General features: G+C 74.7%; 12 protein-coding genes and 2 pseudogenes. 5 read left to right on the forward strand and 9 right to left on the reverse strand.

Going from position 1 to position 13,130, the window contains the following annotated elements; translation table 11 throughout:
* From VSR01_RS07590 to VSR01_RS07605, 4 genes are all read right to left on the reverse strand, one after another.
* Positions 1-351: a non-heme iron oxygenase ferredoxin subunit gene (locus VSR01_RS07590; RefSeq protein WP_326448495.1), complete on the reverse strand. Its 351-nt coding sequence runs from the start codon at positions 349-351 to the stop codon at positions 1-3.
* Positions 348-1,529 (reverse strand): Fe-S cluster assembly protein SufD, encoded by a 1,182-nt coding sequence (gene sufD / locus VSR01_RS07595; protein ID WP_326448496.1) that lies wholly within the window; start codon positions 1,527-1,529, stop codon positions 348-350. Before sufD ends, VSR01_RS07590 begins: the two co-directional genes overlap by 4 nt.
* 109 nt (positions 1,530-1,638) lie before the next feature.
* On the reverse strand, positions 1,639-3,060 hold the full coding sequence (gene sufB, locus VSR01_RS07600; RefSeq protein WP_326448497.1) for a Fe-S cluster assembly protein SufB: 1,422 nt from the start codon (positions 3,058-3,060) through the stop codon (positions 1,639-1,641).
* Entirely contained in the window at positions 3,057-3,989 is a 933-nt protein-coding gene (locus VSR01_RS07605) for a helix-turn-helix transcriptional regulator (protein WP_326448498.1), read from the reverse strand. Before VSR01_RS07605 ends, sufB begins: the two co-directional genes overlap by 4 nt.
* Positions 3,990-4,180: 191 nt before the next feature.
* Here VSR01_RS07605 and VSR01_RS07610 point away from each other — a divergent pair, with 191 nt between their 5' ends.
* The 4 genes from VSR01_RS07610 to VSR01_RS07625 all read left to right on the forward strand — a co-directional run bounded on the left by VSR01_RS07610 (position 4,181) and on the right by VSR01_RS07625 (position 7,828).
* Complete coding sequence (locus tag VSR01_RS07610) at positions 4,181-5,107, forward strand: ABC transporter ATP-binding protein (RefSeq protein WP_326448499.1); 927 nt, start codon at positions 4,181-4,183, stop codon at positions 5,105-5,107.
* Positions 5,108-5,268: 161 nt separating this feature from the next.
* Entirely contained in the window at positions 5,269-5,985 is a 717-nt protein-coding gene (locus VSR01_RS07615) for an ABC transporter permease (protein ID WP_326453545.1), read from the forward strand.
* A gap of 51 nt (positions 5,986-6,036) precedes the next feature.
* Entirely contained in the window at positions 6,037-6,612 is a 576-nt protein-coding gene (locus VSR01_RS07620; protein WP_326448500.1) for a YdeI/OmpD-associated family protein, read from the forward strand.
* Between the two features lie 130 nt (positions 6,613-6,742).
* Positions 6,743-7,828 (forward strand): COX15/CtaA family protein, encoded by a 1,086-nt coding sequence (locus VSR01_RS07625; RefSeq protein ID WP_326448501.1) that lies wholly within the window; start codon positions 6,743-6,745, stop codon positions 7,826-7,828.
* Between the two features lie 420 nt (positions 7,829-8,248).
* Here VSR01_RS07625 and VSR01_RS37675 read toward each other — a convergent pair.
* The 4 genes and pseudogenes from VSR01_RS37675 to VSR01_RS07645 form a co-directional block, all read right to left on the reverse strand.
* Positions 8,249-8,439 (reverse strand): annotated as a pseudogene (locus VSR01_RS37675) (amidohydrolase); the annotation flags it as partial.
* A gap of 246 nt (positions 8,440-8,685) precedes the next feature.
* Positions 8,686-9,195: pseudogene (locus VSR01_RS07635) on the reverse strand (amidohydrolase); the annotation flags it as partial.
* A gap of 116 nt (positions 9,196-9,311) precedes the next feature.
* Positions 9,312-9,728 (reverse strand): hypothetical protein, encoded by a 417-nt coding sequence (locus VSR01_RS07640; RefSeq protein ID WP_326448503.1) that lies wholly within the window; start codon positions 9,726-9,728, stop codon positions 9,312-9,314.
* Between the two features lie 79 nt (positions 9,729-9,807).
* Positions 9,808-10,518, reverse strand: a complete 711-nt coding sequence (locus tag VSR01_RS07645; protein WP_326448504.1) for a tetratricopeptide repeat protein — start codon at positions 10,516-10,518, stop codon at positions 9,808-9,810.
* Positions 10,519-10,931: 413 nt separating this feature from the next.
* On the opposite strand from VSR01_RS07645, the gene VSR01_RS07650 reads away from it, so the two are divergent.
* On the forward strand, positions 10,932-11,897 hold the full coding sequence (locus VSR01_RS07650; RefSeq protein WP_326448505.1) for an ArsR/SmtB family transcription factor: 966 nt from the start codon (positions 10,932-10,934) through the stop codon (positions 11,895-11,897).
* On the opposite strand, the gene VSR01_RS07655 is transcribed toward VSR01_RS07650, so the two are convergent.
* Positions 11,842-12,816: a heme o synthase gene (locus VSR01_RS07655; RefSeq protein ID WP_326448506.1), complete on the reverse strand. Its 975-nt coding sequence runs from the start codon at positions 12,814-12,816 to the stop codon at positions 11,842-11,844. The two genes, VSR01_RS07650 and VSR01_RS07655, sit on opposite strands and share 56 nt — an antisense overlap.
* Between the last annotated feature and the right edge of the window lie 314 nt (positions 12,817-13,130).

Genomic DNA, 13,130 nt, shown 5'->3' on the forward strand with positions numbered 1-13,130 from the left:
TCAGGACTCCTGGGTGACGGAGACGAGCACGTCGTCCCCAACGATCTGTACGGGGTATACGGGCACCGGGCGGGTGGCGGGCAGCCCGGACGGCTTGCCGGTGCGCAGGTCGAAGCTGGAGCCGTGCAGCCAGCACTCGATCTGGCAGTCCTCGACCTCGCCCTCGGAGAGCGAGACGTTGGCGTGCGAGCAGACGTCGTTGATGGCGAAGACCTCGCCGCCGGTGCGCACGACGGACACCGGCACGCCGCCGAGCTCGACCCGGTGCGGGGTGTCGTCCTCCAGCTCGCTGAGCGCGCAGGCCCGCACGAAGCCGGCCGCGGCGCCCGGTGCGCCCTCTTCGACTGTCATCCGACGGATGCCTCCAGTTCGGCGTCGATCTTCGCCATCAGCCGCTCCTCCAGGTCGGCGAGCCCGATCTGCTGGACCAGTTCGCCGAAAAAGCCGCGGACCACCAGGCGGCGGGCGTCCTCCGCGCCGATGCCGCGGGACTGCAGGTAGAACAGCTGCTCGTCGTCGAAGCGGCCGGTCGCCGAGGCGTGGCCGGCGCCGACGATCTCACCGGTCTCGATCTCCAGGTTGGGCACCGAGTCGACCCGCGCGCCGTCGGTGAGGACGAGGTTGCGGTTCAGCTCGTAGGTGTCGGTGCCCTCGGCCGCGGCCCTGATCAGCACGTCGCCGATCCACACCGCGTGCGCGTCCTGGCCCTGGAGCGCGCCCTTGTAGGCGACGTTGGACCGGCAGTGCGGGGTGTCGTGGTCGATGAACAGCCGGTGCTCCTGGTGCTGGCCCCGGTCGGTGAAGTACAGGCCGAACAGCTCGGCCTCGCCGCCCGGGCCGCCGTAGACCACCCGGGGGTGCAGCCGGACCAGGTCGCCGCCGAAGGTGACGACGACCGACTTGAAGGAGGCGTCGCGGCCGACCAGCGCGGTGTGCTGGGCGGCGTGCACGGCGGTGTCGTCCCAGTCCTGCACCGAGATCACGGTGAGCCGGGCGCCGTCGCCGAGCACGAACTCGACGTTGGCGGCGAGCGTGGCGTCGCCGGTGTGGTCGATGACCACCACGGCCTCGGCGAAGTCGCCCAGCTCCACCAGCTGGTGGGCGTAGACGGTGCCGCCCTCGCCGTGCACCGCGATCCGCACCGGCTCGGTGAGCACCGCGTTCTTCGGGACGCTGACCACCGACGCCTTCTCGAAGGCGGAGTACGCCTGGGCGGCGACCCGGTCGACGGGCTTGCCCGCCCGGCCGAGCCGCGGGTCGTCGCGGTCCACGGTCTGCACGGTGACGCCGTCGGGGGCGGTCACGTCGACGCGCAGCGCGCCGGTGGCCTCCGCGGTGCCGTCGTGCAGGCCGCGCAGCCGCTCCAGCGGGGTGAAGCGCCACTCCTCCTCGCGGCCGTGCGGCACCGGGAAGTCCGCCACGTCGTACGACGGCTCGACGCCGGTCCTGGCGTCGGTGGGCTGCTCCACCGGCTGCCCCACCGTGATGGCACCGTCCGTGGTGCTCCCCGCAGGGGTGTTCTCGGCCATGGCTGTACTGCTGCTCGCTTTCTGGGAGTACGGGGAGTGCGTCGTCCGGCGGTCCGGGCCGGTGGCCGGGGCGGGCGCGTCGGAGGCGCGGCGGGTGGGGACGGGGCGGCTAGCCGACGGCCCCTTCCATCTGCAGCTCGATCAGGCGGTTCAGCTCCAGCGCGTACTCCATCGGGAGCTCCTTGGCGATCGGCTCGACGAAGCCGCGCACGATCATCGCCATGGCCTCGAACTCGGTCATGCCGCGGCTCATCAGGTAGAAGAGCTGGTCGTCGGAGACCTTGGAGACGGTCGCCTCGTGGCCCATGGACACGTCGTCCTCGCGGACGTCCACGTAGGGGTAGGTGTCGGAGCGGGAGACGGTGTCCACCAGCAGCGCGTCGCACAGCACGTTGGACTTCGATCCGGCCGAGCCCTCGCCGATCTCGATCAGGCCGCGGTAGGAGGTGCGGCCGCCGCCGCGCGCCACCGACTTGGAGACGATGTTGGACGAGGTGTTCGGCGCCATGTGGACCATCTTCGCGCCGGCGTCCTGGTGCTGGCCCTCGCCGGCGAACGCGATCGAGAGCGTCTCGCCCTTGGCGTGCTCGCCCATCAGGTACACGGCCGGGTACTTCATGGTGACCTTGGAGCCGATGTTGCCGTCGACCCACTCCATGGTCGCGCCCTCGTACGCCACGGCGCGCTTGGTGACCAGGTTGTAAACGTTGTTCGACCAGTTCTGGATGGTCGTGTAGCGGCAGCGGCCGCCCTTCTTGACGATGATCTCGACGACCGCGGAGTGCAGCGAGTCCGACTTGTAGATCGGCGCGGTGCAGCCCTCGACGTAGTGGACGTAGGCGTCCTCGTCGACGATGATCAGGGTCCGCTCGAACTGGCCCATGTTCTCGGTGTTGATCCGGAAGTAGGCCTGGAGCGGGATCTCCACGTGCACGCCCTTCGGCACGTAGATGAAGGAGCCGCCGGACCACACCGCGGTGTTCAGCGAGGCGAACTTGTTGTCGCCGGCCGGGATGACGGTGCCGAAGTACTCCTGGAACAGCTCGGGGTGCTCGCGCAGCGCGGTGTCGGTGTCCATGAAGATGACGCCCTGCTCCTCCAGGTCCTCGCGGATCTGGTGGTAGACGACCTCGGACTCGTACTGCGCGGCGACGCCCGCCACCAGGCGCTGCTTCTCCGCCTCGGGGATGCCGAGCTTGTCGTAGGTGTTCTTGATGTCCTCCGGCAGGTCGTCCCAGCTCTCGGCCTGCTTCTCGGTGGACCGCACGAAGTACTTGATGTTGTCGAAGTCGATGCCGGACAGGTCCGAGCCCCAGGTGGGCATGGGCTTCTTGTCGAACAGCCGCAGGCCCTTCAGACGCATCTTCAGCATCCAGTCCGGCTCCGACTTCTTCGCGGAGATGTCGCGGACGACGTCCTCGGAGAGGCCGCGCTTGGCGGCGGCGCCGGCGATGTCCGAGTCGGCCCAGCCGTACTCGTAGGTGCCGATGCCTTCCAGCTCCGGGTGAGTGGTCTCCGTGGGAGCAGTCATGCGGGTTTCCTCCCGGACGTGCTGACTGGTGCGTGGTCTGTGGTGGTGCGGTGGTGCTCGGGGTGCTGCGCTGGGTCGTGCTCGGCGGGTTCTCGGCCGCCGGGTTCTGGGTCGGCGGGTTCTCGGTCGGCGGGCGCCGGGCCGCCGGGTTTTCGCCCGCCGGGCCGGCCGTCGCCCGGCCGGCCGTCGCGTTCCCGGTCGGCGGCGTCGGCGCGGCCGACCTGGGTCTGCGGGATGAAGGTGGTGCACACCCCGTCGCCGTGGGCGATGGTGGCCAGCCGCTGCACGTGGGTGCCGAGCAGGCGGGAGAAGACCTCCGCCTCGGCCTCGCACAGCTGCGGGAACTGCTGCGCCGTGTGCGCCACCGGGCAGTGGTGCTGGCACAGCTGCTCCCCCGCCGGGCCCGCTTCCCCGGCCGCGCTGCGGGCACTGGCAGCGTACCCGTCCGCGGACAGCGCGCGGGCCAGCGCCGCGGCGCGGTCCTCGGGGGCCGCGGCCTCGACGACGGCGCGGTAGCGTTCGGCCTGCGCGGCCACCCTGGCGCGGGCGAACGCGGAGACCGCGGCCTCGCCCTGCTCGCCGCCGCCCGCGGACTGGGCGATCCAGCGCAGGGCGTCCGCGGCGAGCTGGTCGTAGGACTGGTCGAAGGCGTCCCGGCCGCCGTCGGTGAGCGCGAAGACCTTGGCGGGGCGGCCGCGGCCGCGGTGTCCGTAGACCCGCTGGTCGCGCGCCTCCACCATGTGCTCCGCGGTCAGGGCGTCGAGGTGGCGGCGGACCGCGGCCTGGGTCAGGCCGAGCCGCTGCGCCAGGTCTGCGGCGGTGGAGGGTCCGTGGTCCAGGATGGAGCGGGCGACCCGGTTGCGGGTGCGCCGCTCCCCGGTCGTCTGCTCCTCCGCCGCCCCCTGGGGGACGCCACCGACGTTTTTCACAATGCCATTGTTGCGTAATTCGGCGCGGCCGGGCAAGCCGCGATGATCGCGGGCGCGGTGGGGTGCGTCACTTAGGGTGACCTAAGTGACGGTGGGCCCCGTGGCGGTCCGGGCGCTCCGAGGGTGCTCGCGCGGGCAGCGTTCCACCCCTGCGGTCCCCCGGGCGGCACGCGCTCCCTAGACTCGTCGGCATGCGAAACGAGCCCGCGGTCGAGGCGACCGGTCTGGTCAAGCGGTACGGGACCAAGGCCGCCGTCGACGGTCTCGACCTGTCGGTGGCCCGCGGCGCGGTGACCGCGGTGCTGGGCCCCAACGGCGCGGGCAAGACCACCACGATCGAGATGTGCGAGGGCTACCGGAGACCGGACGGCGGGTCGGCCAGGGTGCTCGGCCTCGACCCGGTCACCGAGGCGGCGCGGCTTCGGCCGAGAATCGGCGTGATGCTGCAGTCCGGCGGGGTGTACCCGGGCGCCCACGCGGTGGAGATGCTGCGGCACACCGCGTCGCTGCACGCGCACCCGGTGGACCCGGCGCTGCTGATCGAGCGGCTCGGCCTGGAGGCGTGCGGCCGTACGCCCTACCGGCGGCTGTCCGGCGGCCAGCAGCAGCGGCTCGCGCTGGCGATGGCCGTGGTCGGCCGGCCCGAGCTGGTCTTCCTCGACGAGCCGACCGCGGGCCTGGACCCGCAGGCCCGGCACGCCACCTGGGACCTGGTGCGCGAGCTGCGCGCGGACGGCGTCACGGTCGTGCTCACCACGCACTACATGGACGAGGCCGAGCAGCTCGCCGACGAGGTGGTGATCATCGACGGCGGCCGGGCGATCGCCGAGGGCACCCCCGAGGAGCTGTGCCGGGGCGGCGCGGAGAACACGCTGCGGTTCTCCGGGCGGCCCGGCCTCGACCTGGTGTCGCTGCTCAACGCCCTGCCGGCGGACACCGTCGCGGTCGAGCTGACGCCCGGGAGCTACCGCATCGAGGGCAAGGTCGACCCCCAGCTGCTGGCCACCGTGACCTCCTGGTGCGCCCAGCACGGCGTGATGCCGGACCGGCTCGCGGTCGAGCGCCGCACCCTGGAGGACGTGTTCCTGGAACTGACCGGCAAGGAGCTGCGCGCATGACCGCCACGACGAGCACCGGGGCGGGCGCGGGCTCCACCTCGAACGGGACCGGTGCGGCCGGGACGGGCTCCCGCTCGAACGGGTCCGGGTCCGGGACCGGGACCGGCGCCTTCGCCACCGGCGTCTTCGCGCCGCGGCCCGGCGCCGCGCCGACGCTGCGGATGATCGCCTCCCAGGCCCGCCTGGAGACGGTGATGCTGCTGCGCAACGGCGAGCAGCTGCTGCTGACGGTCGTCATCCCGGCGCTGCTGCTGGTGCTCTTCAGCTCGGTCGACATCGTGGACACCGGGCGCGGCAGGTCGGTGGACTTCCTCGCACCCGGCGTGCTGGCGCTCGCGGTGCTGTCCACGGCCTTCACCGGCCAGGCCATCGCGACCGGTTTCGAGCGCCGTTACGGCGTCCTCAAGCGCCTCGGCGTCTCGCCGCTGCCCCGCTGGGCGCTGATGGCGGCGAAGACCTGCTCGGTGCTGGTCACCGAGGTGCTGCAGATCGCGCTGCTCACGGTCATCGCGCTGGCCCTCGGCTGGTCGCCGCACGGCAACCCGCTCGCGGTGGCCGCGCTGGTCCTGCTCGGCACCGCGGCCTTCTCCGGCCTGGGCCTGCTGATGGCCGGCACCCTCAAGGCCGAGGCGACGCTGGCCGCGGCCAACCTGGTCTTCATCCTCCTGCTGGTCGCGGGCGGCGTGATCGTGCCCATGGACAAGTTCCCGCACGGCGCCCGGGTCGTCCTCGACCAGCTCCCGATCACCGCGCTGTCCACCTCCCTGCGCGACGTCCTGCAGCACGGCGCCGGCATCCCCTGGCACCCCCTGCTCGTCCTGGCCGCCTGGTCCGTGGTGTCCCTCACCGCGGCCTCCCGCTGGTTCCGCTGGGAGTAGCGGGGCCCGCACGGCCCCTCGGCTGTCGGCGGGACGTGGTTGGCTGGTGGGGTGACCGAGGACCGGGAGATCGTCGCCTTCGCCTCCGCCGCGGCGTGGCGGGCATGGCTCGAGGAGAACCACGCCGTCTCGTCCGGCGTCTGGCTCAAGCTGCGCAAGAAGGGCGCGGGGGCCGTCGGGCTGGACTACGCCCAGGCGCTCGACGAAGCGCTCTGCCACGGCTGGATCGACGGCCGGAAGGCCGCGCTCGACGACGAGTGGTGGCTCCAGCGGTTCACCCCGCGCACGCCGCGCAGCAGGTGGTCCAGGATCAACCGGGACAAGGCGCTCGCGCTGATCGCACAGGGCCGGATGCGCCCCGCCGGCCAGGCCGAGGTCGACCGCGCCCGCGCGGACGGCCGCTGGGAGGCGGCCTACGCCGGCGCGCGGACCGCCACGGTCCCCGACGACCTCGCCGCAGCCCTGGCCGCCGCCCCGACCGCGGCGGCGGCCTTCGCCGCCCTGGATCGCCGGAACCGCTACGCGATCCTCTACCGCGTCCAGGACGCCAAGAAGCCCGAGACCCGGGCCCGCCGGATCGAGACGTACGTGGCGATGCTGGCGCGGGGCGAGAAGCCGCACCCATAGCCCGGGGAGCCCTTCGCGTCAGCCCAGCGCCCCCGACACCCCCGAACCCCGGGCCCACCCACCGCCGGACCCTCGTGAAGACGTGGACCCCTCGTGAAAAGGTGCACAAGGGGGCGCCTACCATGGGCGGGTGGTGAAGCTGTCCGAAAGTGCGCTCAATCCGCTTGCGTTCGTCGCCGCACGGTGGACGCCGTCCGCCCGGGTGGTGCGGCGGGCCGCGCTGGCCGCGCTGGCGATGTCGGTGGTGATCGTCGTCACCGGCGGCCTGGTGCGGCTGACCGCGTCCGGGCTCGGGTGCCCGACATGGCCGACCTGCAAGGGCGACAGCCTGCTCGGCACCCGCGAGATGGGCATCCACCACACGATCGAGATCAGCAACCGGATGCTGACGTACGTGCTGTGCGCCGCGGTCGGCTGGACGATCGTGGCGATCCGCGCGATGGAGCCGCGCCGCACCGGCGTGTACCGGCTGGCCTGGGCGCAGTTCTGGGTCGTCGTGGCGAACGCGGTGTGGGGCGGCGTCACCGTGCTGACCAAGCTCAACCCGTACGTGGTGTCCTTCCACTTCCTGCTGTCCGCCGCGCTGATCACCGTCGCCGTGCTGACCTGGCACCGGCTGGCCGAGGGCGACGCCTCGGCGCGCCCGCTGGTCGGCAAGCCGGTGCGGCAGCTCGGCCAGGTGCTCGCCGCCGCCTCCGCGGTGCTGATCGTGGTCGGCACGCTGGTCAGCGGCGCCGGGCCGCACCCGGGCGAGTCGACCGGCAAGTACAAGGTCCAGCGCATCGAGGTGGACTGGAAGACGATCGCCCAGCTGCACGCCGACGTAGCGTGGGTCGTGGTCGGGCTGACCGTCGCGCTGTGGTTCGTGCTGCGCGCGGTGGACGCGCCGGTCGGGCCGCAGCGGCGTACCAGGGACCTGTTCCTGGTGCTCATGGGCCAGGGCGTCATCGGCTACGTCCAGTACTTCACGCACCTGCCGGCCGCGCTGGTCGACCTGCACATGTTCGGTGCGTGCCTGGTGTGGATCGCGGTGCTGCTGGTGCTGCTGTCGTTCCGCGAGCGGCCGTTCGCGGAGCCGGGCGCGCTGCCCGCGGCCGTGCCGGGCCGCGCCCAGGTGTCCGAGGCCGCCGAGGCCGCGGAAACCGCAGACGCCGCCGGGGGCCGGGCCGCCACCGCCTCAGCCGCGACCGCGCCCGGGTCCCCCGCCCCGCGGTAGCCGCGGCCCGGGCAGCCGGCCCGCCGCCGTAACCGGGAGCCGGTGCACCCTGCGCGCATTGCCCTCGCCGACCAGCGCCGCGACGCGCTCCCCGTCGCCGGCCGACCACTCCCCGGCGGCCACCCGCTCGGCGACCGTGCGGTGCAGCCCGTCCAGGAACGCGCGCACCCCCGTGACGTACAGCTCCGGCAGGCCCACCGCGCCGCTGGCGTACAGCACCTTCCCGAACGGCGTGCGGGCCAGCACCGCCGAGGGGTCGCCGCCCAGCGCGACGTAGACGTGCGGCAGCGCCGCCGCCAGCTCCGCCGCCGCGAACTCGTGCGGCGGCCCCGGCAGCAGGACGACCTCCATGCCGAGCCCCGCGGTGGCCCGCAGGAAGCCCTCCGCGGCGCGGGGCCCCGGACCCGCGGCGGCGTACCGCAGGACCAGCGGCAGCCCGGTGGCCACGGCCTGCCAGCGCAGGTGGCTCAGCAGCACCGGGTCCGACGGCCGCCCGCCGACCCGCCGCGCGCCCAGCCAGCGGGCCGCCGCACGCCGCACCCGCGCCGGCTCCGGCGGCCGAAGGTCCAGGCCGCCGTCCACGCCGTGGGCGCCGCCGCCGACCATGCCGTACGCACCGCCCTGGCCGTACGGGCCGCCACCGACAGCGTCGTCCCCGCCGTACCAGGCACCCTGCCGGTACGCGTCGCCCCGCCCGTACGCCTCGCCCCGCGGCCAGCGATCGGCGTGGCGGCCCGTGCCGTACGCCTGCCCCGCCGCGCCGCCGGCCCGGCGCCGTCCTCGACCGACGGCCACCACACCTGCGGACCGTCGAGGGCGGTGCGCACCGGCGTGCCGCGGCCGGGCCTGGCGTGCCGGCCGGCCGGGCGCGGCGCGACGCCGTCCCCGCAGCAGAAGCCGACCGCGTCCAGGGCGGCGCCGTGCACCGCCTCGGCGAGGTTGGCGAGGAAGCCGTCGACGGTGCCCGAGGTGTCCGCGACCTGCTGGGCCAGCGGTTCGAGCCGGACGATCTCGTACGCGGGCGCCGCGCCGGCCGCGCCCAGCTCGCGGGGCGGCGTGAGGTCGCCCGGCTCGCCGGTGTCGACCAGGTAGCCGGTGATGCCGGTGCCGCGCAGCAGCCGCCGCGCCGCCTCGTACGCGCCCAGCTCCCGCCGCCTGGCCAGATAGCGGGCCGGCGGGCAGTGCGGCTCCAGGCCGAGCAGCGGCGGGCACCAGCGGCGCACCGCGAAGCCGGTGGGGCTGTCGAAGAGTGTGGTGCCGGGGGCCGCGGCGCCCGGCAGCCGGGCCTCGAACGCGCCGAGGCCGAGGTCGCCCTGGAGCACCCCGTGGCAGTACGCGTCCACGAGGTGTCCCTGCGCCGCGGCCATCCGCCGTGCTCCCGTCGCGTCGTCCGTCGCCGTCGCCCTCCGCGCCGCCGTGCCGGCGGCGACGGGTCCGGCCGCTCGCCGGGGGCCCGCAACGGGAACAACGCGCGAGGACCGCGTCAGGTGTTGGCGGGGCCGCCGATCTGGATGCCCGCCATCCGGGTCCATTCGTACGGCCCCGTGGTGACCTTGGCGGCCATCTCGCCGTCGAACGCCTCGTGGACCGTCGCGCCCGCGCGGGCGACCGCGGCCTGCGCCACCGCATAGGTGGGCGCGACCAGGTCGCCCCAGGCGCCGTCCCGCGCGACGAGCACCACCCGGGCGCCGCGCTCGCCGAGGTACGCCACGTTCGCCTCGACCGGCGCGCCGCCGTGCGCCGACGCGAACGCGGAGATCCGCCGCGCCAGCCGCCCGGCCTGCCGCTCTGCGCGCGCCGCGGCCCGCGCCGCCGCCCGGTCCACGCCGTCCGCCGAGGTCACCCCGCTGCCCGTCGAGTGCGCCGCGTCCGCCGCGCGCTCCGCGTTGTCGTCTGTCATGCGCCCATGCTACTTACGGGTAACTCCGGGCGCACCCCCCGCCCGCGCGAGGACCCGCGCCGGCGGGACGCGCCGCCGGCTACGCGTCCGCGTCCGGCCGCGGGGCGTCCTCGGTCAGGGCGCGCGCGTAGGCCGCCATCGAGCGCTGGTAGCGCGGCAGGTGGGGGGCCAGGGCGGCGACTGCGACGGCGACGCCCTCGCGGGGGCGGCCCGCGTCGGCCAGGGCGAGCGCGAGGACCGCGGCGACCGCGTCGCCGAGGTGGTCGCCGCCGGCCGCGCGCTCGGCGGTCAGCAGCTCGACGCTCTCCTGCGCGCGGCCCAGATTCCGCAGGGAGCTGGCCAGTTGGATCACCGCGCGGCGCCGGCGCTCGCCCGGCAAGCGGCCCCGCAGCGCCTCCCGGTAGAGGGGGACCGCCCGGTCGGAGTGCCCGGTGGAGTCCCAGGCGGCGGCGCGCTCGAACGCGGCGACGGGGTCGCCCGCCGGCAGCTCCGCCACCAGCGCGTCCATCGCCGCACGGAACTCCGCGGCGCCCGCCTCGCCCTTCTCGCCGTAGCCGTCCAACGCGGCCCACAGCGCGAGGTTCCGCGCCTCCCACGCCGCGCCGGGCGGGTTCGCCGCGCCCGCGTCGGCGGCGTCCGCGCCGGGACCGTGTACGTGCGTCGCCCCCTCGCCGGTCGCCGTGCCCGACGTGGCCGCGGCTCCCCCGCCCGGTGCCGCTCCCCCGCCCGGTGCCGTGCCTGCTCCCACTTCCCTGCCCGCGCCCGCTTCCGTGCCCGCTCCCGATGCCATGGCCGTCCCCACTCCCCACTGCCGTACGCCTCCGGTCCGCAGCCGTCGCGGCGCCGTCGCCGCAGGTCGCCGCCGATGCCCGGCCGCTCGGCCGGGACGTGGACAGCCTGCGGGCCCGGCTAGAATCGCCGCCACTGATTCGGTGGCCGCCGAATCAGTCCCCGGCCGGCCGTGCCGGGCCGCCCCTCGAACCACCCGCCACTGCGAATCACCCGCAGGCCCGGGCCGGGCCCCGCCCCGCGCCGGCCCCGCCCCGGCCCGACCGCACCCGACCTCGACCCCGCACACCGACCCAACCGCGCCCGCAGGCCCCGACCACGCCCGCACGCGCCCGCCCCCGGGAGGCCCCCATCGCCGCCACCCTCCGCTTCGGCGCAGCCGACCTGCGCCGCTGCCGCCTCTCCTACTCACCGGTGTTCGAGACGCTCTCCGCGGTGCGCGTGGCGACCGGGCCGCAGCCGCCGGGGCCCCACGAGCGCTGGCTGGCGGAGGTGCGGCCCGCCCTCGCCCACCTGGACCTGCGGCCGCTGACCCTGCTGCAGCCGCGCCGCGGCTACACCCCCGACTTCCTGTCGCCCCCGCCGCGGGACGCGCCCGAGGCGTTCGACGCCGAGCTGGCCCGGATCGCCGCGACCCCGCATGAACAGGTGCGGCGGGAGATCGACCGCTCGCTCGCCGACACACCCGGCGCCGCGCGCTCCGCCACCGGAACGCTGCTGCGGGGCGACCCGGCCGAGGTGCTGGACCTGCTCACCGGGCTGGTCGCGGCGGCGTGGCGGTCCCTCGTCGCGCCGTACTGGCCGCGGCTGCGCGCGCTGCTGGAGGCGGACATCGCCTACCGGGCGGGGCGGCTGGCCGAGGGCGGGCTCGACCTGCTCTTCGCCGAGCTGCACCCCTCGGTGCGCTTCCACGACGACGTGCTGGTGCGCGCGCACGGCGACGACGACCACCGCGACCTGGCGGGCGCCGGCCTGGTGCTGCTGCCCAGCGCCTTCAAGTGGGACCAGGTGGTGGTCGTGCTGGACCCGCCCTGGCAGCCCACGCTGGTCTATCCGGCCCGCGGCGTCGGCACTCTCAGGGAGGCGGGGACCGGCGGCGACCTCGGCCGGCTGATCGGCAGGACCCGCGCCCTGCTGCTGACCGACCTCGCCGAACCGGCCGCGACCTCCTGGCTGGCGCACCGCCACCGTTTCGCGCCGGCCACCGTCTCCGAGCACCTGGCGGTGCTGCGCCGCACCGGCCTGGTCACCGGCGAGCGGCACGGCTACGAGGTGCGCTACCGCCGGACCCCGCTCGGCGACGCGCTGGTCGCCGGCGACGGCCTCAGTGCAGGAACGGGTCGACCGCCACCGCGACGAACAGCAGCGTCGCGTACGTGATCGACCAGTGGAAGAGCCGCATCTCCTTGAGCTTGGCGCCGGCGATCCCGGCCTTGGCCCGCGCGTGCAGCCCGTGCGCCTCCTTCAGCCAGACCGCGCCCAGCACCGCCGCGACCACCGGGTAGAACCACGAGGTCACGCCGAGCGGCCACCACAGCGCCAGCGAGGTGAGCACCATGACCCAGCTGTAGAGGACGATCTGCCGGGCGACGATCTGGTTGCCGGCGACCACCGGCAGCATCGGCACGCCCACCCGCTCGTAGTCGTCCTTGACCTTCATCGACAGCGGCCAGTAGTGCGGCGGCGTCCAGAAGAAGAGGACGAGGAAGAGCACGAACGGCGCCCAGGCCAGTTCGTCCCGCACCGCGGACCAGCCGATGAAGACCTGCAGGCAGCCGGCCACGCCGCCCCAGACGATGTTCTGGGCGGTGCGGCGCTTGAGCCACAGGGTGTAGACGAAGACGTAGTAGAGGATCGCGGTCAGCGACAGCACCGCGGACAGCGGGTTGACCAGCGCCGCGAACCACACGGTGGAGACCACCGAGAGCACGATGCCGAAGACCAGGCCCTCGGTCGGCGAGACCATGCCGGTGACCAGCGGACGCTGCTCGGTGCGGTGCATCAGCGCGTCGATGTCGCGGTCGATGTACATGTTCAGCGCGTTGGCGCCGCCCGCCGAGAGGTAGCCGCCGATCACGGTGGCCAGCACCCGCCACAGATCGGGCACCCCGCCCGCGGCCAGGAACATCACCGGGACGGTGGTGACCAGCAGCAGTTCGATGATGCGCGGCTTGGTCAGCGCCACGAATCCCATCACCCGGGCCCGCGGCGGCCGGTTGCCGGGGCGGGGGCCGGAGCCGGCCCCGGTGATCCCTGCGGGTCGGGTGACCCCTGCGGGTCGGGATTCGACGGCCGTCACGAGCACCCCAAGACACGAAGACACTGAAGACAGAAGGGTCCGGCAGGCGCCCGCCGGCCGCGGTGGAACCGTCGGGCCGTGGCGCTTGCGCGTACCACGCCACTCTAGAGGTAGGGAATACCCGGCTTTCGCCCGGGGGGTTGGGCGCGCCCCTCGTGTCCCGCACCGGGCGCCGCACCGAGTCCCCCGCACTGTCCGCACCGGGTCCTCCGCACTGTCCCGCGCCGCTTCCCCCCGGTGGCCGCGCGGCCGCACGCCCGCGCCCGCCGGCCGCACGCCCGCGCCGCCCGCCTTCACGATCCGTTCACCGGTTT

The organism is Actinacidiphila sp. DG2A-62 (assembly GCF_035825295.1).
GTDB lineage: Bacteria > Actinomycetota > Actinomycetes > Streptomycetales > Streptomycetaceae > Actinacidiphila.

Excerpts from the sequence above, each read along its gene's own strand:
- VSR01_RS07590 (WP_326448495.1), bottom strand. The coding sequence starts at position 351 with ATGACAGTCGAAGAGGGCGCACCGGGCGCCGCGGCCGGCTTCGTGCGG.
- sufD (WP_326448496.1), bottom strand. The coding sequence starts at position 1,529 with ATGGCCGAGAACACCCCTGCGGGGAGCACCACGGACGGTGCCATCACG.
- sufB (WP_326448497.1), bottom strand. The coding sequence starts at position 3,060 with ATGACTGCTCCCACGGAGACCACTCACCCGGAGCTGGAAGGCATCGGC.
- VSR01_RS07610 (WP_326448499.1), top strand. The coding sequence starts at position 4,181 with ATGCGAAACGAGCCCGCGGTCGAGGCGACCGGTCTGGTCAAGCGGTAC.
- VSR01_RS07615 (WP_326453545.1), top strand. The coding sequence starts at position 5,269 with ATGATCGCCTCCCAGGCCCGCCTGGAGACGGTGATGCTGCTGCGCAAC.
- VSR01_RS07640 (WP_326448503.1), bottom strand. The coding sequence starts at position 9,728 with ATGACAGACGACAACGCGGAGCGCGCGGCGGACGCGGCGCACTCGACG.
- VSR01_RS07645 (WP_326448504.1), bottom strand. The coding sequence starts at position 10,518 with ATGGCATCGGGAGCGGGCACGGAAGCGGGCGCGGGCAGGGAAGTGGGA.